At 68.1% G+C, this 24,431-nt stretch carries 27 protein-coding genes; 13 read left to right on the forward strand and 14 right to left on the reverse strand.

The annotated features are described in order from the left end of the window. The 7 genes from AB4Y99_RS00770 to AB4Y99_RS00800 form a co-directional block, all read left to right on the forward strand. Window positions 1–251, forward strand: a 251-nt coding sequence (locus tag AB4Y99_RS00770) for a potassium-transporting ATPase subunit KdpA (protein ID WP_441522033.1), incomplete at its 5' end; no start/stop codon positions are given. 10 nt (window positions 252–261) lie between these two features. After that, a complete protein-coding gene (locus tag AB4Y99_RS00775) occupies window positions 262–438 on the forward strand; it encodes a hypothetical protein (protein ID WP_162720006.1) in 177 nt (58 codons plus the stop codon). Window positions 439–469: 31 nt separating this feature from the next. Further along, window positions 470–2,533 (forward strand): potassium-transporting ATPase subunit KdpB, encoded by a 2,064-nt coding sequence (kdpB, locus tag AB4Y99_RS00780; protein WP_441522034.1) that lies wholly within the window; start codon window positions 470–472, stop codon window positions 2,531–2,533. Between the two features lie 12 nt (window positions 2,534–2,545). Further along, window positions 2,546–3,151: a K(+)-transporting ATPase subunit C gene (locus tag AB4Y99_RS00785; protein ID WP_441522035.1), complete on the forward strand. Its 606-nt coding sequence runs from the start codon at window positions 2,546–2,548 to the stop codon at window positions 3,149–3,151. Between the two features lie 49 nt (window positions 3,152–3,200). Then, window positions 3,201–5,906 carry a DUF4118 domain-containing protein gene (locus AB4Y99_RS00790; RefSeq protein WP_441522036.1) on the forward strand — a complete coding sequence of 902 codons (2,706 nt, stop codon included), beginning with the start codon at window positions 3,201–3,203 and terminating at the stop codon, window positions 5,904–5,906. Then, window positions 5,903–6,595, forward strand: a complete 693-nt coding sequence (locus AB4Y99_RS00795) for a response regulator transcription factor (RefSeq protein ID WP_441522037.1) — start codon at window positions 5,903–5,905, stop codon at window positions 6,593–6,595. The genes AB4Y99_RS00790 and AB4Y99_RS00795 overlap by 4 nt, the downstream gene beginning before the upstream one ends. A 40-nt stretch (window positions 6,596–6,635) precedes the next feature. Beyond that, a complete protein-coding gene (locus tag AB4Y99_RS00800; protein ID WP_441522038.1) occupies window positions 6,636–7,082 on the forward strand; it encodes a PTS sugar transporter subunit IIA in 447 nt (148 codons plus the stop codon). 21 nt (window positions 7,083–7,103) lie between these two features. On the opposite strand, the gene AB4Y99_RS00805 is transcribed toward AB4Y99_RS00800, so the two are convergent. Beyond that, window positions 7,104–7,331 (reverse strand): helix-turn-helix domain-containing protein, encoded by a 228-nt coding sequence (locus tag AB4Y99_RS00805; RefSeq protein ID WP_142022389.1) that lies wholly within the window; start codon window positions 7,329–7,331, stop codon window positions 7,104–7,106. A 229-nt stretch (window positions 7,332–7,560) separates the two neighbouring features. On the opposite strand from AB4Y99_RS00805, the gene AB4Y99_RS00810 reads away from it, so the two are divergent. From AB4Y99_RS00810 to AB4Y99_RS00820, 3 genes are all read left to right on the forward strand, one after another. Continuing rightward, entirely contained in the window at window positions 7,561–7,779 is a 219-nt protein-coding gene (locus tag AB4Y99_RS00810) for a hypothetical protein (RefSeq protein WP_441522039.1), read from the forward strand. 228 nt (window positions 7,780–8,007) lie between these two features. Beyond that, window positions 8,008–8,709 (forward strand): MraY family glycosyltransferase, encoded by a 702-nt coding sequence (locus AB4Y99_RS00815; protein ID WP_441522074.1) that lies wholly within the window; start codon window positions 8,008–8,010, stop codon window positions 8,707–8,709. After that, a complete protein-coding gene (locus AB4Y99_RS00820) occupies window positions 8,702–9,631 on the forward strand; it encodes an NAD-dependent epimerase/dehydratase family protein (RefSeq protein WP_441522040.1) in 930 nt (309 codons plus the stop codon). Before AB4Y99_RS00815 ends, AB4Y99_RS00820 begins: the two co-directional genes overlap by 8 nt. Here AB4Y99_RS00820 and AB4Y99_RS00825 read toward each other — a convergent pair. The 3 genes from AB4Y99_RS00825 to AB4Y99_RS00835 all read right to left on the reverse strand — a co-directional run bounded on the left by AB4Y99_RS00825 (window position 9,555) and on the right by AB4Y99_RS00835 (window position 13,870). After that, on the reverse strand, window positions 9,555–11,510 hold the full coding sequence (locus AB4Y99_RS00825; protein ID WP_038365225.1) for an SDR family NAD(P)-dependent oxidoreductase: 1,956 nt from the start codon (window positions 11,508–11,510) through the stop codon (window positions 9,555–9,557). The two genes, AB4Y99_RS00820 and AB4Y99_RS00825, sit on opposite strands and share 77 nt — an antisense overlap. 70 nt (window positions 11,511–11,580) lie before the next feature. Next, a complete protein-coding gene (locus AB4Y99_RS00830; RefSeq protein WP_318652225.1) occupies window positions 11,581–12,177 on the reverse strand; it encodes a TetR/AcrR family transcriptional regulator in 597 nt (198 codons plus the stop codon). A 211-nt stretch (window positions 12,178–12,388) separates the two neighbouring features. After that, entirely contained in the window at window positions 12,389–13,870 is a 1,482-nt protein-coding gene (locus AB4Y99_RS00835) for a cobyric acid synthase (protein ID WP_441522041.1), read from the reverse strand. 324 nt (window positions 13,871–14,194) lie between these two features. On the opposite strand from AB4Y99_RS00835, the gene AB4Y99_RS00840 reads away from it, so the two are divergent. Then, window positions 14,195–15,346, forward strand: a complete 1,152-nt coding sequence (locus tag AB4Y99_RS00840; protein ID WP_441522042.1) for an aminotransferase — start codon at window positions 14,195–14,197, stop codon at window positions 15,344–15,346. Window positions 15,347–15,353: 7 nt separating this feature from the next. Here AB4Y99_RS00840 and AB4Y99_RS00845 read toward each other — a convergent pair whose 3' ends face one another. The 6 genes from AB4Y99_RS00845 to hisF all read right to left on the reverse strand — a co-directional run bounded on the left by AB4Y99_RS00845 (window position 15,354) and on the right by hisF (window position 19,945). Beyond that, a complete protein-coding gene (locus AB4Y99_RS00845) occupies window positions 15,354–16,727 on the reverse strand; it encodes a hypothetical protein (protein WP_441522043.1) in 1,374 nt (457 codons plus the stop codon). A 115-nt stretch (window positions 16,728–16,842) separates the two neighbouring features. Next, window positions 16,843–17,193, reverse strand: coding sequence for a RidA family protein (locus AB4Y99_RS00850; protein ID WP_038364814.1), 351 nt, complete (start codon window positions 17,191–17,193; stop codon window positions 16,843–16,845). A 120-nt stretch (window positions 17,194–17,313) separates the two neighbouring features. Further along, window positions 17,314–17,760, reverse strand: a complete 447-nt coding sequence (locus AB4Y99_RS00855; RefSeq protein WP_185747987.1) for a YqaA family protein — start codon at window positions 17,758–17,760, stop codon at window positions 17,314–17,316. A 56-nt stretch (window positions 17,761–17,816) separates the two neighbouring features. After that, on the reverse strand, window positions 17,817–18,791 hold the full coding sequence (coaA, locus tag AB4Y99_RS00860; RefSeq protein WP_051988265.1) for a type I pantothenate kinase: 975 nt from the start codon (window positions 18,789–18,791) through the stop codon (window positions 17,817–17,819). Window positions 18,792–18,858: 67 nt separating this feature from the next. Then, window positions 18,859–19,179, reverse strand: a complete 321-nt coding sequence (locus AB4Y99_RS00865; RefSeq protein WP_038364811.1) for a phosphoribosyl-ATP diphosphatase — start codon at window positions 19,177–19,179, stop codon at window positions 18,859–18,861. Window position 19,180: 1 nt separating this feature from the next. Next, window positions 19,181–19,945 carry an imidazole glycerol phosphate synthase subunit HisF gene (gene hisF, locus AB4Y99_RS00870; protein WP_441522044.1) on the reverse strand — a complete coding sequence of 255 codons (765 nt, stop codon included), beginning with the start codon at window positions 19,943–19,945 and terminating at the stop codon, window positions 19,181–19,183. Window positions 19,946–20,080: 135 nt separating this feature from the next. Here hisF and AB4Y99_RS00875 point away from each other — a divergent pair, with 135 nt between their 5' ends. Both AB4Y99_RS00875 and AB4Y99_RS00880 read left to right on the forward strand, forming a co-directional pair. Next, window positions 20,081–20,875, forward strand: coding sequence for a transporter substrate-binding domain-containing protein (locus AB4Y99_RS00875; RefSeq protein WP_441522045.1), 795 nt, complete (start codon window positions 20,081–20,083; stop codon window positions 20,873–20,875). Between the two features lie 176 nt (window positions 20,876–21,051). Continuing rightward, entirely contained in the window at window positions 21,052–21,786 is a 735-nt protein-coding gene (locus AB4Y99_RS00880; RefSeq protein WP_441522046.1) for a carbonic anhydrase, read from the forward strand. A gap of 3 nt (window positions 21,787–21,789) precedes the next feature. On the opposite strand, the gene hisA is transcribed toward AB4Y99_RS00880, so the two are convergent. Genes hisA through hisB form a run of 4 tightly spaced genes read right to left on the reverse strand, consistent with a single transcriptional unit; the run spans window position 21,790 to window position 24,257 of the window. Continuing rightward, a complete protein-coding gene (gene hisA, locus AB4Y99_RS00885) occupies window positions 21,790–22,530 on the reverse strand; it encodes a 1-(5-phosphoribosyl)-5-[(5-phosphoribosylamino)methylideneamino]imidazole-4-carboxamide isomerase (protein ID WP_441522075.1) in 741 nt (246 codons plus the stop codon). Further along, the gene (gene hisH / locus AB4Y99_RS00890) at window positions 22,518–23,174 is read right to left on the reverse strand and encodes an imidazole glycerol phosphate synthase subunit HisH (RefSeq protein WP_441522047.1); all 657 of its coding nucleotides are present in this window, start codon (window positions 23,172–23,174) and stop codon (window positions 22,518–22,520) included. The genes hisA and hisH overlap by 13 nt, the downstream gene beginning before the upstream one ends. Further along, window positions 23,171–23,659 carry a DUF2628 domain-containing protein gene (locus AB4Y99_RS00895; protein ID WP_441522048.1) on the reverse strand — a complete coding sequence of 163 codons (489 nt, stop codon included), beginning with the start codon at window positions 23,657–23,659 and terminating at the stop codon, window positions 23,171–23,173. The genes hisH and AB4Y99_RS00895 overlap by 4 nt, the downstream gene beginning before the upstream one ends. Window positions 23,660–23,669: 10 nt before the next feature. Continuing rightward, complete coding sequence (gene hisB, locus AB4Y99_RS00900; protein ID WP_441522049.1) at window positions 23,670–24,257, reverse strand: imidazoleglycerol-phosphate dehydratase HisB; 588 nt, start codon at window positions 24,255–24,257, stop codon at window positions 23,670–23,672. Between the last annotated feature and the right edge of the window lie 174 nt (window positions 24,258–24,431).

The raw sequence follows: 24,431 nt of genomic DNA on the forward strand, positions 1-24,431 counted from the left end.
ACCTCACCCTGGGCATCACCATGCTGGTCGGGCGCTTCCTGGTCATCGTGCCTGCGCTCGCTATCGCCGGCTCGCTCGCCGCGAAGAAGTCGGTGCCCGCCTCCGCCGGCACCTTCCCGACCGACGGCCCGCTCTTCGTCGGGCTCCTCGTCGGCGTCATCGTGATCGTCGGCGGCCTGACCTTCTTCCCGGCGCTGGCGGTCGGCCCGATCGTCGAGCATCTGGCGATGCTCGCCGGGCAGAGCTTCTGAGGAGGCCGCCATGTCGAGCTGTCTTCGCAATCTGCGCCGCGATGCCCTGCCGCCCCACCGTGCCGACGGCGCGGGAGCCGGCAAGGCCGGCCTACGTCCCTCCACCCTCATCCTCGCCGCCACGGCCGGGCTCGCGCTCTTCGTGCTGGTCGCCCGGGCGCTGGCCGCGCTGCTTGCCGGCGCCTGACCGGCAGCCCCCTTCTTCGCTGGAGTCTCTCATGAGCCAGTCCAAATCCGCGAGCCTGATCGACGCCCGCATCCTCGTGCCGGCGCTGGGCGACGCCCTCCGCAAGCTCGATCCGCGCAGCCTCGCCCGCAATCCGGTGATGTTCGTCGTCGCCGTGGTGTCGCTGCTCACCACCATCCTCTTCCTCCGGGACCTCGTCACCGGCGGCAGCCATCTCGGCTTCTCCTTCCAGATCGTGATCTGGCTGTGGTTCACCGTGCTCTTCGCCAATTTCGCGGAAGCGGTCGCGGAAGGGCGAGGCAAGGCGCAGGCGGATTCGCTGCGCAAGACCCGCGCGGAAACGCAGGCCAAGCTGCTTTCGGGCGAGGATCGCAGCCAGTTCCGGCTCGTGCCCGGCACCTCGCTCAAGGTCGGCGATGTCGTGCTGGTCGAGGCCGGCGACATCATCCCCTCGGATGGCGAGGTCATCGAGGGCGTCGCCTCGGTGAACGAGGCCGCGATCACCGGCGAATCCGCCCCCGTCATCCGCGAATCCGGCGGCGACCGCTCCGCCGTGACCGGCGGCACGCAGGTGCTCTCGGACTGGATCCGCGTGCGCATCACGGCGGCCGCCGGCTCGACCTTCATCGATCGCATGATCGCGCTGGTCGAGGGCGCCGAGCGCCAGAAGACGCCCAACGAGATCGCGCTCAACATCCTGCTCGCCGGCATGACGCTGATCTTCGTGCTCGCCACCGCGACGATCCCGAGCTTCGCCGCCTATGCCGGGGGCTATATCCCGGTCGTGGTGCTGGTCGCGCTGTTCGTGACGCTGATCCCGACCACCATCGGGGCGCTGCTCTCGGCCATCGGCATCGCCGRCATGGACCGGCTGGTGCGCTTCAACGTACTCGCCATGTCCGGCCGCGCCGTCGAGGCCGCCGGCGATGTCGATACGCTCCTGCTCGACAAGACCGGCACGATCACGCTCGGTAACCGCCAGGCGACGGAGTTCAAGCCGGTCTCCGGCGTCAGCGAGCAGGAGCTTGCGGACGCCGCCCAGATCGCCTCGCTCGCCGACGAGACGCCGGAGGGCCGCTCGATCGTCGTGCTCGCCAAGGAGAAATACGGCATCCGCGCCCGTGACATGGGCGCCCTCCATGCCAGCTTCGTGCCCTTCACCGCGCAGAGCCGGATGAGCGGCGTCGATCTCGAAGGCTCGCAGATCCGCAAGGGCGCCGTCGATGCCGTGCTGAACCATGTCGAGGCCGGCGCCATCGGGRCACGCCCCGCGGCCGGCGTGGTGCGCGAGGTCCAGGCCAGTGCCGCCGAGATCGCCAAGGCCGGCGGCACGCCGCTCGCCGTGGCGAAGGATGGGCGCCTGCTCGGCGTCATCCACCTCAAGGACATCGTCAAGGGCGGCGTCCGCGAGCGCTTCGCGGAACTGCGCCGCATGGGCATCCGCACCGTGATGATCACCGGCGACAACCCGATGACCGCCGCCGCCATCGCGGCCGAGGCCGGCGTCGACGACTTCCTTGCCCAGGCCACGCCGGAGAACAAGCTCACTTTGATCCGCGAGGAGCAGGCCAAGGGCAAGCTTGTCGCCATGTGCGGTGACGGCACCAACGATGCGCCGGCGCTGGCGCAGGCCGATGTCGGCGTCGCCATGAACACCGGCACGGTCGCGGCGCGCGAGGCTGGCAACATGGTCGATCTCGACTCGGACCCGACCAAGCTCATCGAGATCGTCGAGATCGGCAAGCAGCTCCTGATGACGCGCGGCGCGCTGACCACCTTCTCGATCGCCAACGACGTCGCCAAGTACTTCGCCATCATCCCGGCGATGTTCCTGGCCTTCTAYCCRCAGCTYGGCGCGCTCAACATCATGGGTTTGCAGACGCCGCAGAGCGCCATCCTGTCGGCCATCATCTTCAACGCGCTGATCATCGTCGCGCTGATCCCGCTCGCGCTGAAGGGCGTGAAGTACCGGGCCGTCGGCGCCGGCGCTTTGCTTAGCCGCAACCTGCTCGTCTACGGGCTCGGCGGGCTCGTCGTGCCCTTCATCGGTATCAAGGCCATCGACATGGCCGTGACCGCGCTGCACCTCGTCTAAGGAGCCGCCACCATGCTCAAGCAGATCCGCCCCGCTCTGGTGATGATCCTCGCCCTCACGGCGATCACCGGCCTCGTCTACCCGCTGGCGATGACCGGCATTGCCCAGATCGTCTTCCCACGCCAGGCCAATGGCAGCCTGATCGAGAAGGACGGCAARATCGTCGGCTCCAGCCTGATCGGCCAGAATTTCACCGGCGAGCGCTATTTCCACGGCCGCCCCTCGGCGACGGTCGCGACCGATCCGAACGACAGCACGAAGACCATCGACGCGCCCTACAATGCCGCGAGCTCCGGCGGTTCCAATCTCGGCCCGACCAGCCAGAAGCTGATCGAGCGCATCAAGGCCGATGCCGAGAAGCTCAAGGCCGAGAATCCCGGCGCCCCGGTGCCGATGGATCTGGTGACGACCTCGGGCAGCGGGCTCGACCCGCATATCTCGCCGGAAGCCGCCTATTTCCAGGTCGCCCGCGTCGCCAAGGCGCGCAATGCCGACCCTGCGGGCATCAAGGCGCTGGTCRACGCCCATGTCGAACCGCGCAAGCTCGGCTTCCTCGGCGAGCCCGTCGTCAACGTGCTCGCGCTCAACCTCGCCCTCGACGGCGCCGCTTCGCGCTGACACAAAGGCAATGGCGGCTCCCGATCCGCCATTGCCCCGCGATACCGACATGCCAACCGCCGAGAATCATCGCGAGATCAGGGCCAGGCCCTCGCCCGAGGCGCTGCTCGAAAGCGCCCGGCGGGAGGGGCGCGGCCGCCTGAAGATCTTCCTCGGCGCGGCGCCGGGCGTCGGCAAGACCTATGAGATGCTGACCTCCGGCAGGGCCCGGAAGGCCGAGGGCATCGATGTCGTCATCGGCATCGTCGAAACCCATGGCCGCAAGGAGACGCAAGGGCTGGTCGACGGCTTCGAGATCGTCCCGCGCCGGAGCGTCGACTACAAGGGGCGCGCGCTCGAGGAGATGGATCTCGATGCCATCCTGGCCCGGCGGCCGGCGCTCGTGCTGGTCGACGAGCTCGCACACACCAATGTGCCCGGCAGCCGCCATCCGAAGCGCCATCTCGATGTCGAGGAACTGCTCTCGCAAGGCATCGACGTCTACACCACGCTGAACATCCAGCATGTCGAGAGCCTGAACGACGTGGTCGCGCAGATCACCCGCATCCGGGTGCGCGAAACCGTGCCGGATTCTGTTCTCGACCGCGCTGACGATATCGAGGTCATCGACCTGACCCCGGCCGACCTGATCAGGCGGCTCCAGGAGGGCAAGGTCTATCTCGGCAACACGGCCCGGCGCGCCATCGAGAACTACTTCTCGCCCGGCAACCTGACGGCCCTGCGCGAGCTGGCGCTACGCCGCACGGCGCAGCGGGTCGACGAGCAACTGCTCAGCCATATGCAGAGGCACGCGATCCCCGGGCCCTGGGCGGCGGGGGACCGCATCCTCGTCTGCATCGATGACGGTGCCGGCTCCGCTGCCCTGGTCCGCCTCGCCAAGCGCCAGGCCGACCGGCTGCGCGCGCCCTGGAGCGCGCTCTATGTCGAGACGCCGCGCGCCGCCGCGCTGACGGAGGCGGCCAAGACGCGTGTGGCCGGCGCGTTGCGGCTCGCCGAGCAGCTCGGCGGCGAGGCGGTCACCCTGCCGGGACAGGACGTCGCCGGCGAGATCATTCGCCATGCGGCGGCGAACAACGTCACGCAGATCGTCGTCGGCAAGCCGGCCAAGCCGCGCTGGCGCGAGCTGTTCAGCGGCTCGGTCTCGCATGACCTGATCCGCCGCGCCGGCGACATCAGCGTGCATGTCGTCTCGGTCGCGGAAGGCGAGAAGGACGCCCGCCCGCTCGCAGCCGACGGCCCGCGCCCGTTCAGCCTGCGGCCCTATCTCGGCGTGCTCGTCTCGGTCGCGATCGCGCTCGGCGTCGCCGAACTGCTCAGCCAGGTCATGGACCTTCGCAATATCGCGCTGGTCTTCTTGATGAGCGTGCTGATCTCGGCCGTCACCGGCGGCTTCTGGCCGGCGCTCCTCGCTTCGGTCCTGAGCGCGCTGGCGCTGAATTTCTTCTTCATCCCCCCGCTCTACACCCTGACGATCAACGACCCGGAGAACGCGGTCGCGCTGGCCTTCTTCCTGCTCGTCGCCGTCATCGCGAGCAATCTCACCGCGCGCGTCCAGCGCCAGGCCGATGCCGCCCGCCAGCGCGCCCGCACCACGGAGGATCTCTATCTCTTCTCCAAGAAGCTCGCCGGCACGGGCACGCTCGACGACGTGCTCTGGGCGAGCGCCTTCCAGATCGCCTCCATGCTGCGGGTGCGCGTCGTGATCCTCATGCCCGAGGAGGGCTCTCTCGCGGTCCGCGCCGGCTATCCGCCTGACGACACGCTGGTCGATGCCGATATCGCCGCGGCGCGCTGGGCCTGGGAGCATAACCGTCCGGCCGGGCGCGGCGCCGATACGCTGCCCGGCGCGAAGCGCTTCTATCTGCCGTTGCGCACGGGGCGGACCGCTGTCGGCGTGATCGGCCTCGACGACGACCGGGAAGGCCCGCTGCTGACGCCCGAGCAGCAGCGCCTGCTCGATGCGCTGGCCGATCAGGCAGCCGTCGCCATCGAGCGCATCCAGCTCGTCGCCGATGTCGACCGGGCCAGGCTCGCAGCCGAGGCCGACCGCCTGCGCTCGGCGCTGCTGACCTCGATCTCGCACGATCTCAAGACGCCGCTGGCCTCGATCATGGGCGCCGCCGGCACCTTGCGCGACTATCGCAACGCCTTGCCGGAGGACGACCACGCGGCCCTGCTCGCGACCGTGATCGACGAGTCCGAACGTCTCAACCGCTTCATCGCCAATCTGCTCGACATGACCAAGATCGAATCCGGCGCGATGGAGCCGAATGCGGCGCCGGTGGATGTGGCGGAGGTGGTCGGCAGCGCGCTGCGCCGCGCCGCGAAGATCACCGCCGGCCATCGCGTCGAGACCGGGCTTCCCGAAGATTTGCCGATGCTCAGGCTCGATCCCGTGCTGTTCGAGCAGGTGCTGTTCAACCTCGTCGACAACGCCGCCAAATACGCGCCGGCCGGCAGCACGATCGCGATCAGCGCCCGGCAGGATGACGGCGCGGTCGCCATCGAGGTCGCCGATGAGGGCCCGGGCCTGCCGCCCTCCGATCTGGAGCGCGTCTTCGACAGCTTCTACCGGGTCAGGAAGGGCGATCAGGTTCGCGCCGGCACCGGGCTCGGCCTCTCCATCTGCCGCGGTTTCGTCGAGGCGATGGGCGGCACGATCAAGGCCGGCAACCGGCAGGACCGCATGGGCGCGGTCTTCACGATCCGGATGCCCAGCGAGGCGCGGCAGGACAGGTTGGAGCCGCTGACATGACGACATCGGATATCGAGGTTCTGGTCGTCGACGACGAGCCGGCGATCCGCCGCCTGCTGCGCGTCGGCCTCTCGACCGAGGGCTATGCCATTCGCGAGGCCGCCACGGCGCGCGAGGCGATCGAGCGGATCGCGGAGCAATTGCCCGATCTCGTCATCCTCGATCTCGGCCTGCCGGACATGCCCGGCCAGGAGCTGCTGCGGAGATGGCGGGAGGAGGCGCTGGCGCTGCCGATCGTGATCCTGTCGAGCCGCACCGACGAGGCCGGCATCGTCGAGGCGCTCGAGAACGGCGCCGACGACTACGTCACCAAGCCTTTCGGCATGAAGGAGCTCGCGGCGCGGTTGCGGGTCGCGCTGCGTCACAAGCTGCAGCAGCAGGGCGAGAAGCCGATCTTCCAGACCGGCGAGCTCTCGGTCGATCTGGTCAAGCGCATCGTCAGGCTGGGCGACAGGGAGGTGAAGCTCTCGCCGAAGGAATACGATATCCTGCGCATCCTCGTGCAGCATGCCGGCAAGGTGCTGACCCACCAATATCTGATGAAGCAGGTCTGGGGCGCTTCGGCCGACGTGCAGTATCTGCGGGTCTATGTCCGGCAGCTCAGACAGAAGATCGAGCGCGTCCCCGACCAGCCGCAATACATCACCACCGAAACCGGCGTCGGCTATCGCCTGCGCGAGGCGGAGTGAGCCGGCCTCCGGCCCGCCCGAACGTGACGAAGACCAAAGCATGACCCCGTCCGACATCATCCTCCCACGCTCCATCATCGCGCTTTCGGCGCGCTCGAAGGGCGCGCTGCTGCAGGCGCTCGCGCGAACGGCCGCCGAACGGCTCGCGCTGCCGCAGGCCGCCATTCTCGATGCGCTGATCCGGCGCGAGGCTCTCGGATCGACCGGGGTCGGCGGCGGGGTCGCCATGCCGCATGCGCCCGTTCCCGGGCTGGAGAAGCCTTTCGGCCTGCTGGCGCGTCTCGAACGGCCGGTCGCCTATGAGGCGATCGACGGCAGGCCGGTCGATCTCGTCTGCCTCGTGCTGACGCCCGAGAACGGCGGCAAGGGGCGGATCGACGCGCTCGCCTGCATCGCGCGGCGGCTGCGCTCGCCGGAGGCTTGCGATCGGATTCGCGGCGCCGCGAGCAGCGAAGACATCTATGCCATGCTGCTGGAGGGAAGCTGACGGAAAGGCGCGGCGGCGCCGTTACGAGGCCGCGCTCTGCGGCGGCTCCGGCACGTCGTAGCCTTCGGCGGCGTAGAGGTTGATCTTGTTGCGCAAGGTGCGAATGGCGATGCCGAGCAGATTCGCGGCATGGGTCCTGTTCCCATCCGTTTCCCGCAAGGTCGCCAGAATCAGATCCCTTTCCACCTCCGCAACCGGCAAGCCGACAAGTTGGTCCATGACGGCCTGCTCATGTTCGAGGTCGTGCATTTGATCGTCCTTTCCGAGCCCCCAGAAGCCCCGCCGGACAGGTCAAGGGGAGGACGACGTGGTTAAGAAACCGTAAATCCATGCCGTGACGGGGCCTCAGCCCCGATGGCGCCGTGCCTTCCGGGGCTCCGCGGATGGGGTCTCCACGCATCGATTTGTCGGCATGGGATCGAAATGCCCACTCGCGCGTTGAGTCGTCGGCGCTGCTACCGGCGCGCGGAATAGGACGATGACGATGATCAGACAGACAGCAGTTTCCTTGGCCGCCATGATGATGCTGGCCACGCCGGCACTGGCGCAGCAGCGCAATCTCGGTCCCTCGACCGGCACGGTGCGGATCGAGCAGGTGCAGGCCGGCTTCATCGCCGGCGGCGAGGCCGGTGGCGGCACGCTGCGCTATCATGGCCCGCTTGGCGCCGACGGTGTCCTGATCGGCTTCAAGCAGTAGAGCCCGTTGATTTGGACGGAGCCACGCGGTGGTCATCCCGGGCTTGACCCGGGATCCATGCCGGAGCGCTTCCGATCAAGGCTCAGACATGGATTCCGGATCTCCGCTTCGCTGCGTCCGGGATGACGCTGCTTTCTGTGAAAACACGGCACGTTCCAGCAAGGGTACTGCGCGATAGCCTCTAGGTTTTTGGGCCGCCTCGATTATGGTGCGGCCACCTTGGCTATCGTGCTCGTCCCCTTCGCGATCTCTGTCGCCGCCGCGTTCGCGGCGGCGCTGTTCTGCGTGCTGCTGCGTCCGCTGCTGCAACGCTACGCGCTGGCGCGCCCCAACGCCCGTTCGAGCCACACGGTGCCGACACCGCAGGGCGGCGGCATTGCCGTGCTCGCCGGCGCTTTCCTGGCCATCGCGCTGGCCTTCGGCCTGAGCCCCGTCGAGGCCGAAGCCGGGCGCGCGCTGCTCGTCGTCGCGATGGGAGCGACGGTGCTCGCCCTGGTCGGTGCCTGGGACGATATCCGTCCTCTGCCGGCGAGCCTGCGATTGGCGCTGCAGGCGGCCTGCGTCGGATTCGTGCTGTTTCGGGCCGCGCCGGAATTGCGGTTGTTTCCCGAGTTCCTTCCGCTTGCCGCCGAGCGGGCCTTGGCGCTCGTCGCCGGCATCTGGTTCGTCAATCTCGTCAACTTCATGGATGGGCTCGACTGGATCACCGTCGCCGGCATCGTGCCGCTTGCGGCGGCCCTCGCATTGGCCGGCAATGCGGGCGTGATCGATCCGGCGACGGGCTGGCTCGCGGCTGCCCTCTGCGGCGGGCTCATCGGCTTCGCGCCCTTCAACCGGCCGGTGGCGAAGCTCTTTCTCGGGGACGTCGGCTCGCTGCCGATCGGCTTGCTGACCGCTGCCTTCGCGACGCCACGGGCTGGCCATGGCTGAGGGAACCGTCCTCCTCACCGGTGCCAGCGGCTTTGTCGGGCCGCATGTCGTGGCGGCGCTGACGGGTGCGGGCTGGCGCCTGCGGCTCGCATTGCGGCGACCGGTTCCGCTGCCTGCCGGCGTCGAGACGGTTAAGATCGGCGATCTCGCCCAACCGCTGGATTGGAGCGAGGCGCTGCGCGGCGTCGACCATGTCGTGCATATGGCGGGTCTCGCCCATGCAGGGCCGGGGCTCGACGAGGCGCTCTACGGCCGTGTCAACACGCAGGCGACGCTGGAGCTGGCACAGGCGGCGGTTACGGCGGGGGTGCGCCGCTTCGTCTATCTCTCGTCGATCAAGGCGCTGTCGGGTGCCTTCGACGGGCCTCCGCTGACCGAGGATGCGGCGCCCGCTCCCGACGATGCCTATGGCCGCTCCAAGCTGGCTGCGGAGCAGGGCCTCGCGGCGCTCGCTCTCGACTGGGTCGCCTTGCGCCCGGTGCTGATCTACGGGCCGGGCGTCAAGGCCAATATGGCGGCCCTGCTGAAGCTGGCGAAGCTGCCGCTGCCCCTGCCGCTCGGCGGGCTTCAGGCGCCGCGCTCGCTGCTCGCCGTCGAGAACCTCGCTGAGGCCATCCGCTTCGCCCTGACACCGGCTTGCCCGCCCCGGCGGAACTACATCGTCGCCGATCCGGAGCCGGTCAGCGTCGCCGGGATGCTCACGGCCTTGCGCAGCGGCCTCGGCCGTGGATCCGGCTTGCTGCCGGTGCCGGAAGGCTGGCTGCGGCTGGCGGCGCGGCTGGCGGGGCGGGAGGAGACCTTCCTCAAGCTCGCGGGCAGCCTCGTGGCGCGCCCCGAAGGCCTGCTCAGCGCTGGATGGCGGCCGCCGGTAGAGACCGGGGCGGCGCTGGCGCGGCTGGCGGGCTCTGCTCGCGCCGGCTGAAATCCGGGATCGCCTCGTCGAGCACGGCGTTGGCGGCGGCGCGGTCATTCGCCTTGATGGCTTCGTCCAGTTGCGCGAGCCAGCTCTGGATCTTCGCCCGCCCGGCGAAGCTGGGCTTGGCGGCCATCACCCCGTCGAGGCCGGTCTCGGCCATGGGCTCGTCGCGGGCGAAGAGGATCTCGTTGAGCCGCTCGCCCGGCCGCACGCCGCTGACGACGATCTCGATATCCTCGCCGGGCTCGTAGCCCGCCAGCCGGATCATCCGCTCGGCCAGGTCCATGATCCGCACGGGCTGGCCCATCTTGAGCACATACACGGCGGCCCGCTCGGAATCGGTATCCTCGGCCCCGGTATGGGACGCTGCCGTCAGCACGAGATCGCAGGCTTCGCGGATCGTCATGAAATAGCGGATCATGTCGGGGCTGGTGACCGTGACGGGCCCGCCGCGCGCGATCTGCGCCTTGAACTTCGGCACGACCGAGCCGGCCGAGCCGAGCACATTGCCGAAGCGCACCGCGACCAGGCGCACGCCCGAGGCGGCCGCGACGAACTCGGCATCGCGCGACTGCGCATACATCTCGGCGAAGCGCTTCGTCGCCCCCAGCATCGAGACGGGCTCGATCGCCTTGTCGGTCGAGATCATCACGAAGGTCTTCGCCCCGGCGGCGATCGCCGCGTCGGCGACGTTCACCGAGCCGAAGATATTGGTCTTGATGCCCTCGCTCCAGTCGGCCTCGAGATAGGGYACRTGCTTCAGCGCGGCGGCATGGACGACGATGTCGGGTTGGAAACCGGCGAAGAGCGGCATGATGCGCTCGCGGTCGCGGACATCGGCGAGCACGCCGGAGACGACCGTGTCGCGCTCCTGCACGGCGAGCAGCTCGGTGATCTGGAACAGGGCGGGCTCGGAGCTCTCGACCACCAGCAGCTCGGCGGCGCCGAAGGCGGCGCAGCGCAGGCAGATCTCGGAGCCGATCGAGCCGCCGCCGCCGGTGACGATGACGCGCTTGCCTTTCAGGAAGGCGCCGAGGCGCCCACGGTCGATGGTCACCGTCGAGCGCACCAGCAGATCCTCGATCTCCAGCGGCGCGACGTCGGTGTCGCGCGTGCCTTCGCCGGAGGCGTCGATCCGGGAGATCGGCACGGCGAGCCGGCGCGTCTGGCTGAGCCATTTCTCCGGATGGGCCTCGGGCACCAATGCGGAGGGCGTCGCGACGATGCGGCGATAGCCCTCGCCACGGTCCGCCGCCTCGCCCGCGACCGTCCCGATCTCCGAGAGCAGGCCGAGCACCGGCACGCCACGGATCGACTGGCCGAGATCGTCGTGACGCGGCGAGAGGATGCCGGCGGGGCGCAGCCGGCGCATCGTCCCGGCTTCCATGGCCCGGATCACCATCTCGACCTCGACGCCGCGGCCGAGCAGCAGGGCCGGCAGCACCGCCTCGCGCTCGGCATTGGTCCGGCCGCGGGCATATTTGAAGTAGCGATAGGCCAGGCGCGGGCCGCCGAGCAGGGCGATCTGGACCAGCCAGTAGAGCGCGATCGAGATCTTGCCGAAATAGAAGGCGCCGTAGAAATCCGGGGCGACGAGGAGATAATCGACCGCAAGCAGCGTCACCGTCAGGACCGAGACGGCCTTCACGATGTTGGAGAGGTCCGGCAGCGAGGCGAAGCGCCATTTCGAGCGGTACAGCGAGAAGAACCAGTAGACCAGTCCGGCATAGGCGACGAAGAAGGGCAGGAAGCGCGGCAGATAGCGCAGATGCTCGGTGAGCTGGCGGCCCTCGAAGCGCACGACGAAGACGAGCCAGATCGCCAGCGCCGTCATCACCAGATCGTGCAGGACGATGGCGGACTTCTTCAGGTTCTGTTTGGGCAGGATGGCCATGTCAGCGGGGGTATCCCGCTCCCTCGGCGGCTTGTCAACGCGCGAGCCGGTCTAAAACGGGTCAGGCTCGTGGCGGTCGGGCTTCGAGCCCGCTCAAGACGAAGGAGATCATCTCGTCGGCCGAGGGGCCCGGCAGACATTCGAACTGGTTGATGAGCAGCGGGTGCATGAAGCGGGTCATCGCCGTGCGGATGCAGCCGGTCGCCTGGACCGGGTCGATGTCGCGGAACTCACCGTTGGCGATGCCATCCACCACCACGCGGCGCAGCACGGCATCGAAGCGCTCGATATGGGCGATGATCGCGTCCCAGCTTTCCTCCATCGCGGCGCAGACCATCTCCTGCATCCGCACATGGCCGGCGAAGCGAGCGACATTGAGCCGGAACGAGGTCTCCAAGATATCGCGCAACCTGTCAGCCGCCGGCCGGTCCTGACCGGCGATGACGATCATCGCCTCTTCCTGCTCGCGCTTGTAGCGCTCCAGCACCGCCTCGTTGATCGACTTCTTGGAGTCGAAGAAGCGGTAGACATTGGCAGGACTCATCCGCAGGGACTTGGCGATGTCCGCAACGGTCGTCTTCTGGTAGCCGATGTCGCGAAAGAAGCGCTCGGCGGTGTCGACGATGGTCTGCCTGGTATCGCGTTCGGCGTGGGTCACGGCGCGGCCGCTTTGTTTGCTTTCTAGTGTAGGCGGTGAGTATTGATCGCTATGACGAATTTCGTCATTCGTCAACGCTATGGCGAATAAAAGTTTTTCTCCCATGTGGCAACAATCGCGCGCGGCTCGATAAGTTCCGCGCGGCGCGCGGGACGTACGATTTCGGCGGGATGGGAGCTTCTCCTCAACGGGGCAGGAACAGGATCCTCACTCAAATCGCAGCGCCCCGGTGCCGGCGCGCGATCTCCAGCAAGGCTTCGACATCGAGATGCCCCGCGAGATGGGCGGCGAGATCATCGAGGGTCTGCTCGACGAGCACGTCGAACCGGACATCCGAGCCTTGCGTGCCGCCGCCGATCGCGCCGAGCCAGGCCGCCCGCATCGCATCCGACGCGAAGGCGCCATGAAGATAGGTGCCGGCGACGCGGCCGTCCGGGCTGGCCGCACCCTCGGCCCGGCCATCGACCGCGAAGGGCGCGCGCCGGGTGTCGGGGCCTTCGGTCCGGCCGAGATGGATCTCGTAGGCGCGTCCCCGCGCAGCGCTGGCCGCATGGGTGAAGCGGGTCTCGCGCACCGTCTTGTCGGCGTCGAGCACCGTCTCGACATCGAGCAACCCGAGGCCGGGCGCCTCTCCGGCCGGCCCCTCGATGCCCGACGGGTCGCGGACGACGCGCCCCAGCATCTGGTAGCCGCCGCAGAGCCCGAGCACATGCCCGCCGCGACGGCGATGCGCCAGGATGTCGATGTCCCAGCCTTCGGCGCGCAGCGCGGCGAGGTCCCGCAGCGTCGTCTTGGAACCGGGCAGGATCACCACATCGGCGATCGGCAGGGGCTGTCCCGGTGGCACCAGCACCAGATCGACCTCCGCTTCGAGCTTGAGCGGATCGAGATCGTCGAAATTGGCGATGCCGGGCAGGATGGGCACGGCGATGCGGATGCGGGCACCGGGCTTGCGCTCGGAACGCAGATCGAGGCCGTCCTCGGCCGGCAGCCGGTGCGCCGCCGCGAACCAGGGCACCACGCCGAGGCAGTGCCAGCCGGTGGCTGTGGCGATGGTCTCGACGCCCGGCCGGAACAATTCGACCGCGCCGCGGAAACGATTGACGGCGAAACCGTGGATCATCGCCCGGTCGGCGGGGTCGAGCACCGCATGGCTGCCGACGAGGCTGGCGATCACGCCGCCGCGGTCGATGTCCCCGATCAGGATGGCAGGCACGTCCGCGGCGCGGGCGAAGCCCAGATTGGCGATGTCGCGGGCGCGCAGATTGGTTTCCGCGGCCGAGCCGGCGCCCTCGACGATGACGAGATCGGCATCGGCGCAGAGCCGCTCGTAGCTTTGCAGGACCTGCGGCAGGAAATCGCCGCGCCGGGCGAAGTCGCGCGAGGCGAGGCGGCCGGCGACGCGGCCTTGCAGGATGATCTGGCTGCCCTGCTCGCCCTCGGGCTTCAGCAGGACCGGGTTCATGTCCGGATGCGGCGCGACCCGCGCGGCCCGCGCCTGCAGCGCCTGCGCCCGGYCGATCTCGCCTTCGGCGGTGGCGGCGGCATTGTTGGACATGTTCTGCGGCTTGAACGGGCGCACCCGCATCCCGCGATCGGCGAAGAGCCGGCACAAGCCGGCGACGATCAGCGACTTGCCGACATTCGAGCCGGTGCCGAGAATCATGATGGCGGGCGTGCGGGCGCGGTCCATGCGCCTGCTTAGATCATCTGCGAGGGAAAGGGAGAGGCTTTGCGAACAAAGCAGGGCGTTTGCGCCGACGGGCCAGATGTCGCGAGGCCCCTGACATATTTCGCCGGCCTACTGCGGCATCCTGCTGCGCCAAAGGGGCGAAGTCGCAACGGGCGTCCGCCGTAGACCGGCTGAAAGTGAATAGACACTGACCGGTGATGAATGTCAACATTCATCATTCGATATTTTCAGGCGCCGGAACGACGACCCCGAACGGGGATGCACACGTTCCCACGGCATGGTAGAGCCGGGCCCAGCAAAAGCCTGCCGGACGCCGAAATCCCGATGAATCCGATCTTTTCCGCCCTTCAGACCAGTGTCTTCGAGGTCATGTCCCAGCTCGCGCGCGAGACCGGCGCGGTCAATCTCGGGCAGGGCTTTCCGGATGATCCCGGGCCGGAGGATGTCCGGCGCAAGGCGGCCGAGGCGGTGATCGATGGCTGGAATCAGTATCCGCCGATGATGGGCCTGCCGGAACTGCGGCAGGCGGTTGCGACCCATTACAAGCAYTGGCAGGGGCTCGATCTCGATCCCGACAGCGAGATCATGGTGACCTCCGGCGCGACCGAGGCCATCGCCGGGGCGCTGATGGCGYTGRTSACGCCSGGYGACGAGGTCGTGCTGTTCGAGCCGATGTACGACGCCTATGTGCCGCTGGTGCGCCGGGCCGGCGGCATCCCGAAATTCGTGACGCTGACGCCGCCGCATTTCGGCCTGACCGAGGAGGCGCTGGCGAAAGCCTTCTCGCCGAAGACGCGCGTCGTGCTGTTCAACAACCCGCTCAACCCGACGGCGACGATCTTCAGCGAGGCCGATCTCGACCTGCTCGCCTCCTTCTGCAACCGCTATGATGCGATCGCGGTCTGCGACGAGGTCTGGGAGCATGTCGTCTTCGACGGCCACCGCCATGTGCCGGTGCTGGGGCGGCCCGACATGCGCGAGCGCACCGTCAAGATCTCGTCGGCCGGCAAGATCTTCTCGCTAACGGGCTGGAAGGTCGGGCTGGTCATGGCGGCRCCCGCGATCATGCGSGTGCTSGCCAAGGCGCATCAATACATCACCTTCACCACCCCGCCGAACCTGCAGGCCGCGGTCGCCTACGGGCTTGGCAAGGAAGACGGCTATTTCGAAGGGATGCGGGCCGATTTCCAGCGCTCGCGCGACCGCTTCGCCACGGGGCTTCGCGACCTGGGATTCCAGGTTCTGCCGAGCGCCGGCACCTATTTCCTCAATCTCGATATCGCGCCGCTCGGCGAGAGCGACGATGTCGATTTCTGCCGCCGTCTCGTCATGGAGAACGGCGTCGCCGCCATCCCCGTCAGCGCCTTCTATGCGGAAGGCGCGGTGAAGAACGTGGTCCGTTTCTGCTTCGCCAAGCGCGATGCGACGCTCGACGCGGCGCTGGAGCGGCTCGCGGAGCGGCGCCCGCGCGGCTGATTCGGGACTATTCCGAGAGCAGGCGCGTCGCCAGCTCTCCGGCCGCGGCCAGGCGTTGCYGGAGACCCGCGGCGGCGCCGGGGTCGGCCTTGCACGCGGTTTCCACGGCCTCGACCAGCTGCGCCAGAGCTTTTTGGGCGAGGTCCTTGTCCTTGCCGCGGCGTGCGAGCTGCAGCATGGCCTCGGCCTGGGCCGCGCGCGTCTGGGCCCAGAGCAGCGGCACGGTCTCGCGTCGGCGCTCTTCCAGCGCGGCCGCAAATGTCGCAATGGCCTCTTCGATCACCACCGGTTCGGTGTAGCGTTCGGCCATGGCGCCGAGAACGCTGCCCATCTGGTCTTGAAGTTCGGCCCAGCGCAGCGGCTCCTTTTCGCGGTCGACGGCCGCGGCGACCCGGGTGAGGCTGTTGAAGGCGCGTTCCAGCAGGGCCAGATCGTTGCGGCGGCTGCCGAGCACCGCGCGTGCGCGCGCGATCATGTGCTCGGCCTCGAGCCAGCGCGTCTCGTCGCTGCTGCGGTCCCAGGCGGCAAGCACGGTCGCGAAGGCGGAAATCGCCTCTTCCAGCAGGGCCTCGTCCTGTTGTCTCTTGCCGAGAATGAGCGCGAGCCGGCCGAAGCGGAGCTTCAGCGCGCGCCAGAGCAGCGGAGCTTCATCGCGCTGGAGATGCTCCAGCGCGCGCCGGCAATGCGCCAGGGCCTCGCTGCGAAGCGACTTCTCATCCGTGACCTGCGCAAGCCCTTCGAGGGCGCCGGCCAGCGCTTCCTCGGCTTCGGCGAAGGCGGTGGTATCTTCCAGGCTGTCCAGCCCTTCGAGTTGGCGACGCAGCACTGCCGCGGCGGCGTCATAGCCCTCGCGGCCGCCGAAATCCTCGCTGATGCGGGCGAGCGCGCTGGCTTGGTCGAGCGCGGCCCGGCGGCTGTGTTCGATATCGACGAGCCCGATCAGCGCTGAAGCCTCGCCATAGCGCGCCGCTGCTTCGCGGTAGCTTTCCGGCGCGGCGCGCAGGAAGCTGAGTGCTGCGCGGTCGGCCCGGTTTTCGCCGATCCGCACCCGGCTTCCCGCCGACAGGGCGGTGAGGTCGGTGACTTTTCCGATCAGATGGAGTTCGGCCTTCGCCAGAGCCTTGTCGGCTTCGGCGAGCCGGCCGGCGGCGATGGCGGCCGCCGCTTCGGCGCGCAGCCGCCGGATCTCCGCATCGTCGAGCGGCGATGTCAGGCGACGGGCCAAGGTCAGAAAGTCCTGGGCCTTGCGGTCGAGCAGCGTCTCGTTCGGCAAGGCCTTGCCGGCATCGGTGAGCCAGTCGCCGACCATCGCGGCCAGCGCGACCGGCGGCAATCCGTGGCGTCCGGCGACCCGGGCCAGAAGCGGTGTGATCTCGTCCAAACGGCCGATAGCCGCCTCCCGCCAGGGCTACCGCCATGCTCCCGCTGGGCTCATGGCGGCGATGCATGTCCCCGGGCCGGAAGCGGCTTCCGCTGCCGGCCCGAGGCGTCCAATCTCACTTCGCGGCGATGACCGCGATCTCGACCGTGAACTGCGGCGCGGCGAGCTTGGCCTCGACCGTGGCGCGGCCCGGCGTGGCGCCCGCAACGACCCACTTGTCCCAGACGGCGTTCATCTCGGCGAAGGTCGACATGTCGGCGAGCCAGATATTGACCATCAGCAGCTTCGACTTGTCCGTGCCAGCCTCGGCCAGCAGGCCGTCGATGATGCCGAGGATGTCGGCCGTCTGCTCCGCCACGCTCTTGCCCGCTGCGGCGCCAGCGACCTGGCCGGCCAGATAGACGGTGTCGCCGTGCACGACGGCCTTGGACATGCGGGGACCGGGCTGGATACGCTGGATGCTCATCGTGTAATCTCCTTGAACGGATAGCTTCGCTGGTAGCCCGGCCGGCTCGGTTGCGCAATTGCCAAGGATGCAGGAGCGTTTTCTTCGTGCGAACCGGCATCCGTTTCGCGCCAAAACGCTTCAGGCGAGGCTCGTCCAGCCTGCCCAGAGCGCCGCATAGCGCGCCGCCTTGCCGATCAGCACCAGCAGGATGAAGCGCCCGAGCGGGAAGTTCAGCGTGCCCGCGACGAAGGTCAGCGGGTCGCCGACGACCGGCAGCCAGGCGAAGAGCAGCGAGGGCCAGCCGAAGCGCCCGAACCAGCCTTGTGCCTTGGCGAGGCGGGCCGGGTCGGGCCGCAGCCGCACCGGCAGCGCCTCGACGCCGCGTTGTGCGATGAGCCGGCCGAGCCACCAGTTGAGGAGCGAGCCGGCGGTATTCGCCAGGCTCGCCGTCAGGAAGAGTGCGAGCGGATCGACGCTCTTCGCCGCCAGCAGCCCGACGAAGACGGCTTCCGACTGCGCCGGCAGCAGGGTCGCGGCAATGAAGGCCGCGCTCGCCATGCCGGCGAGCGACCAGAAGGCTTCCATCAAGATGCGGAGCCGGAGAGGGCGGGCCGGGGCGGGAACGACATCGCGGCTGGATTCTACAGCCGCCGTAAGGCGACCTGCTGGATGCGGTGGCTCGCGCCCTTGGTCAGGATCAGGCTGGCGCGCTGGCGCGTCGGCAGGATGTTCTCCTGCAGGTTCGGCAGGTTGATGCCGGTCCAGAGCTTCTCGGCGATGGAGAGGGCTTCCTCCTCCGCGATCTCGGCATATTTGCGGAAGAAGGAGCGCGGATCGCGGAAGGCGGTGTGGCGCAGCGTCATGAAGCGGTTGACGTACCAGCGGTGCAGATCGTTCTCGTCGGCGTCGAGATAGACCGAGAAGTCGAAATAATCCGAGACGAAGGGGATCACCGTGCCGTCCTTCGGCATGCGGCTCGGCTGCAGCACGTTCAGCCCCTCGAGGATCAGGATGTCCGGCCGCTCGACCGTCACCGTCTCGCCCGGCACGACGTCGTAGACGAGGTGCGAATAGACCGGCGCCGACACTTGCGGCTTGCCCGCCTTCACATCGGAGAGGAAGCGCAGGATCGCCTGGCCGTCATAGCTCTCCGGGAAGCCCTTGCGCTGCATCAGCCCGCGCCGTTCCAGCTCGGCGTTGGGAAGCAGGAAGCCGTCGGTGGTGACGAGCTCGACCTTCGGCGTATTGGGCCAGCGCGAGAGCAGGGCCTTGAGCACGCGCGCCGTCGTCGACTTGCCGACCGCGACCGAGCCGGCGACCCCGATAATATAGGGCACCTTGGGCTCGGATTCGGCCAGCAGGAAGCGCTGTGTCGCCTTGAACAGCCCCTGCGTCGCCGCGACATAGAGCGAGAGCATGCGCGACAGCGGCAGGTAGATCGCGACAATCTCGTCGAGCGAGATCGGATCGTTGAGCGATTGCAGCTTGGTCAGGTCGTCGACCGAGAGTGTCAGCGGCTGATCGGCGCGCAGATGCGCCCACTCGTCGCGCGAGAAGATGCGATAGGGCGAGACGAGGTCGCGTTCCGGCGGGGTCGAGATGAGGCGCTGGTCCATGACGCGACCCGCAATCCAGGATTCGAGGTTCAAAGGGAGATCATCCTCGCCGGGTCTTCGACGCTACTCAACCGGATCTGGCCGCCTTCTCCGCCAGTCCGGACCGGGCCGTACGGGCTTCAAGCTGGCTCAAGACGTCTTGCAATGCAATATCGCGGCTCTTGAGCACGACCAAAAGATGATACAGCACGTCGGCGCTTTCGGCGATCARCTCTGCGCGATCGCCCTTCACGGCCGCGATGACGGCCTCGACCGCCTCCTCCCCGAACTTCTTGGCGGCACGCTCGGGACCGGCGGCGATGAGCTTTGCCGTCCAGGATTCCTCGGGCGAGGCGCTGGCGCGTTCGGCGATGCGGGCTTCGAGATCGGCGAGGGTGAAGCCGGTCATGTCAATCGAGCCTCATCCTGAGGCCCGCTTCCGCCATATGCGCCTTGGCCTGACCGATCGTGTAGGTGCCGAAATGGAAGATCGAGGCGGCGAGCACGGCTGAGGCATGGCCTTCGCTGACGCCGGCGACGAGATCGTCGAGGTCGCCGACACCGCCCGAGGCGATCACCGGAACCGAGACCGCATCCGCGATGGCGCAGGTCAGGCCGAGATCATAGCCGGACTTGGTGCCGTCCTTGTCCATCGAGGTCACCAGCAATTCGCCCGCACCCAGCGAGACGACCTCGCGCGCGAAGGCGACGGCCTCGATGCCGGTGGCGTTGCGCCCGCCATGGGTGAAGATCTCCCAGCGGCCGGGCGAGACCTGCTTGGCGTCGATCGCGACCGTGATGCACTGGGCGCCGAATTTCTCCGCCGCTTCCTTGACGAAGAGCCGGTTGGTGACGGCGGCGGTGTTGATCGAGACCTTGTCGGCGCCGGCCAGCAGCAGCGCGCGGATATCCTCGACCTTGCGCACCCCGCCGCCGACGGTGAGCGGCATGAAGCAGGCTTCAGCCGTGCGCGTCACCACGTCGAACAGGATGCCGCGATCCTCATGGCTTGCGGTGATGTCGAGGAAGCAGAGCTCGTCCGCGCCGGCCGCGTCATAGGCCTTGGCGGCCTCGACGGGATCGCCGGCATCGACCAGGTCGACGAACTTGACGCCCTTGACGACGCGGCCGTCCTTGACGTCGAGGCAGGGAATGATGCGGGTCTTCAAGGTCATCGTCGACAGGGCCCAGGCCGTTGGAAAAAGCCGCCGGAAACCGGCTCCTCTAAACCATTGCGGCGCCGGTTGACAGTCCGTCGCGCACGTTCCTTGCTTGGCCTGCGGTTTCGACAGCTCCGAGGTCATYCGATCATGCGCCTGTTCTCCCTTCTCCGCCCCGGCCTGCTGCTGCCGGCCTTGTCCTTCGGCCTGACGCTGGCCGGCGCCGTCCACGCGCAGACGCCCGCGAGCCTGCTCGACACCGTGCAGAGCCGAGGCAGCCTGCAAATCTGCACCACCGGCGACTACAAGCCCTTCACGCTGGCCAAGGACGGCAGCTTCGAGGGCATCGACATCGAGCTGGCGAAATCGCTCGCCAAGGCGCTCGGCGTCGAGGCCAAGTTCGTCCAGACGAAATGGGCCGATCTGCTGACCGACATGGGCTCGGGCAAATGCGACGTCGCGATGGGCGGCATCTCGGTGACGCTCGACCGGCAGAAGAAGGTGTTCTTCTCCGCGCCCTATCTCGTCAACGGCAAGGCGCCGATCGTGCGCTGCGCCGACAAGGACAAGTTCCAGACGGTCGCGGCCATCGACAAGCCGGAGACCCGCGTCATCGTCAATCCCGGCGGCACCAACGAGCGTTTCGTGCGCGCCAATTTCAAGCAGGCCAAGATCGAGGTCTTCCCCGACAACGTCACGATCTTCGACCAGATCCTCGCCGGCAAGGCCGATCTGATGATCGCCGAGTCGATCGAGGTGAAGGTGCAGGAGAAGGCCAAGCCCGGCCTCTGCGCCGTCAATCCGGACGAGCCGCTGCAATATGGCGAGATGGGCTACATGCTCCCGCGCGGCGACGTGACCTTCAAGGCCTTCGTCGACCAGTGGCTGCATCTCGCCAAAGCGACCGGCGAGTTCGCCAAGATCTACGACCAGTTCGTGCGCTGAGGATGTTCGTCGCGCTGCCGGGGCTGGAACCGGCGGCGCGGTGACGGGGCGACCCGGTCGGAGCTGACCGGCGGGGGCGAGCTCGATGTCCGCCCCGATAGTCATTCTTCATCACTTGCCGATACGGTGGCCGCGCAAGGCGGAAGCTCCGCCGGGCTTCCGGGGGGAATGCTGCCATGTGCGAGAATTGCGTCGCTCGTCATCTGTCGTCGCCTCCGTCGCGTCGCTCCCTCCTCGGCCTGGGCGCCGCGCTTGCGCTCGCGGGCGGGATGGCCGGCGGCGTCTCGATGGCCTCCCCACAGGCCGCGCGCCCGGCTGCGGATGTGCCGACCGGGGAAGAGGCGTTGAAGCGGCTGATGGCGGGCAATGCCCGCTACGTGGCCAACCAGCCCCGGCATCGGGATTTCTCGGCCGGACGGGCGGCCCGCGCCAGTTCGCAGCATCCCTTCGCCTCGATCGTCGGCTGTGYCGATTCGCGCCTTGCTCCCGAGCTGACCTTCGACCAGAGCGCCGGCGATCTCTTCGTCGTCCGGGTTGCGGGGAATTTCGTCAACGAGGATGGGCTGGCGAGCCTCGAATTCGGCGCGGCCGTCCTGCAGTCGCCCTTGATCCTGGTGCTCGGGCATACGCGCTGCGGCGCGATTTCCGCGACCATCGATGCAGTGAAGAACGGGACGCAATTGCCCGGCCACCTGCCCGCTCTGGTCAATGCGATCCGGCCTGCCGTCGTCGAGGCGCAGAAAGCCGGCGCCGCCGATATGCTGGAAGCGGCGACGGAGGCGAATGTCCGGCTCAATGTCGAGCGGCTGAAGACGGCAGCTCCGATCCTCGCCCAGCGCGTCGCCGAGAAGAAGCTGACGGTCGTCGGCGGCGTCTACGACCTCGCCACCGGCAAGGTGAAGCTGATCTGAGGCTCAGGCGGCCCGGGCCAGCCGGTCGAGTGCTGCCGTCGGATCGATCCGGCCGTCATAGAGGGCCCGGCCCGTGATCGCGCCTTCGAGGATCGCGGCGTCATCAGCGCAAAGGCGCTCGATATCGGCCATGGAGGCCAGGCCGCCCGAGGCGATCACCGGGATCGAAACCGCCTTCGCCAGCGCGATCGTGCCGTCCCAGTTGATGCCCTGGAGCATGCCGTCGCGGGCGATGTCGGTGTAGACGATCGCGGCCACGCCGGCATCCTCGAAGCGCTTGCCGAGATCGGCGGCCGCCAATGTCGAGGTCTCGGCCCAGCCTTCCACGGCCACGAAGCCGTCGCGCGCGTCGATTCCGACCGCGACCTGGCCCGGAAAGGCCTTCGCCGCCTCGCGCACGAAACCGGGATCGCGCACCGCCGCCGTGCCGATGATGACGCGCCTTATGCCCTTGTCGAGCCAGCCGGCGACCGTCTTCATGTCACGGATGCCGCCGCCGAGCTGCACGGGAAAGGCGACGCGCTTCAGGATGGCTTCGACCGCCGCCGCGTTCATCGGCTTGCCGGCGAAGGCGCCGTCGAGATCGACGACATGCAGCCACTGGAAGCCCTGGGCCTCGAAGGTCGCAGCCTGCGCGGCCGGATCGTCGTTGAAGATCGTGGCCTGCGCCATGTCGCCCTGCTTCAGGCGGACACAGCGGCCTTCCTTGAGATCGATCGCGGGAAAGAGGATCACGGCTTCCAGCTCAGGAAATTGGCGATGAGCTTGAGGCCGAGCGCCTGGCTYTTCTCGGGGTGGAACTGCGTGCCSGCGAYGTTGCCATGCGCAACCATTGCGGTCACCGGGCCGCCATGGTCGGTCAGTGCGACCACGTCCTSSGCCCGYTCCGGCGTCAGCGCRTAGGAATGSACGAAATAGGCATGCAGKCCSYSCGGGCCGGTCTCGATGCCGGCGAGCARCGGRTGCTCGTTCTGCCGGTGCAGCGTGTTCCAGCCCATATGCGGGATCTTGAGGCTCTCGTCGCGCGGCTTGATCAGGGCGACATCGCCCGGAATCCAGCCGAGCCCCTCGGTTATCGTGTATTCGAGCCCGCGCGAGGCGAGGAGCTGCATGCCGACGCARATGCCGAGGAAGGGTCGGCCCTTACCCCGCACCACCTCTTCCAGCGTCTCGACCATGCCGGGAACGGCGTCGAGCCCGCGCCGGCAATCGGCGAAGGCTCCGACGCCCGGCAGCACGATGCGGTCGGCCGCACGCACGACATCGGTGTTGCTGGTGACATGAATGGTCGAAGGAATGCCGGCCTCGGCCGCCGCCCGCTCGAACGCCTTGGCGGCCGAGTGCAGGTTGCCCGAGCCGTAGTCGATGATCGCGACGGATTGGCTCATCGCCCCTGCGCCTCCGGGAAGAGGCCGATGATCGGCAGCGCGCCGCTCGGTCGTGCTGCCGTGGCGGGCGTTGTGGTGACGATCCGCGGCGCGACGGGCTCATCGGCGAGCGCGCGTTCGAAATAACGGCGCTCGGCCTCGGCCAGCGAGCGCGCCTCGACGACATCCGCCAGGCGCCAGCCCTTGCGGGTGAGCTTGCGGATGACGAGGTTGCGCCCCTCGACGCCGAGGAAGAACGCGATCGTCCAGTAGATCAGCCCGAGCGCGGTCGGGTGGAAACCGAAGCGCGTCTGGAGAAAGAAGATCGCACCCCAGGCCAGCACGAGCAGCAGCGTCGCAAGCCAGAGCCGTTGGCCGAGCAGCCAGAGTCCGTGAAGCAGGAACGCGCCCCAGGAGAAACGGTCGGGAACGAGGCGTGCCCGCTCGACCGCTTCGCGCTCGCCGCCTTCGGCCGAGGGCGGCGTCATCACCGTGTAGAATGCCATCCTCGCCTCCTCAGAGCGCGCCCTTGGTCGAGGGCACGCGGCCGCCTTCGCGCGGATCGACCTCGAGCGCCTGCCTCAGCGCCCGCGCCAGCCCCTTGAAGCAGCTCTCGGCGATATGGTGGGCATTGTCGCCATAGAGCGTCTCGACATGCAGCGTGATGCCGGCATTCATCGCGAAGGCCTGGAAGAATTCGCGCACCAGCTCGGTGTCGAAGGTTCCGATTTTCTGCGCCTTGAACTCGGTGCGGAACACCAGGAACGGGCGGCCGGAGACATCGAGCGCGACGCGCGTCAGCGTCTCGTCCATCGGCAGTTGGACATCGGCATAGCGGCGGATGCCCTTCTTGTCGCCGAGCGCCTGCCTGAGAGCCTCGCCGAGCGCGATGCCSGCATCCTCGACCGARTGGTGRTCRTCGATATGGGTGTCGCCYTTCACCKTGACCTTGAGGTCGATCAGCGAATGGCGGGCGAACAGGTCGAGCATATGGTCGAAGAAGCCGACGCCGGTGGCGATCTCGGCCTTGCCGGTCCCGTCGATGGTGAGCGAGACCGCGATATCGGTCTCGTTGGTGCGACGCTTCACTTCGCCCGAACGCATGCTGGCCTCTCAGGGCAGGCTGGAAAACGGCTTCGCTTTAGCAGGGGCAAGCGGGGATGGCCACAGGCGCGGTGCCCCGGCTGTCACACGCGTCATGCTCGGCCTGACCCGAGCATCTCGTGACGGATGAGGCTCCCGCGCTGAGTCCTTCCAGAGATTCTCGGGTCTGCGCTG

Origin of the sequence: Allobosea sp. TAB14, from assembly GCF_052113865.1 — a bacterium.
In the GTDB taxonomy this organism is placed as follows: Bacteria; Pseudomonadota; Alphaproteobacteria; order Rhizobiales; family Beijerinckiaceae; genus Allobosea; species Allobosea spartocytisi.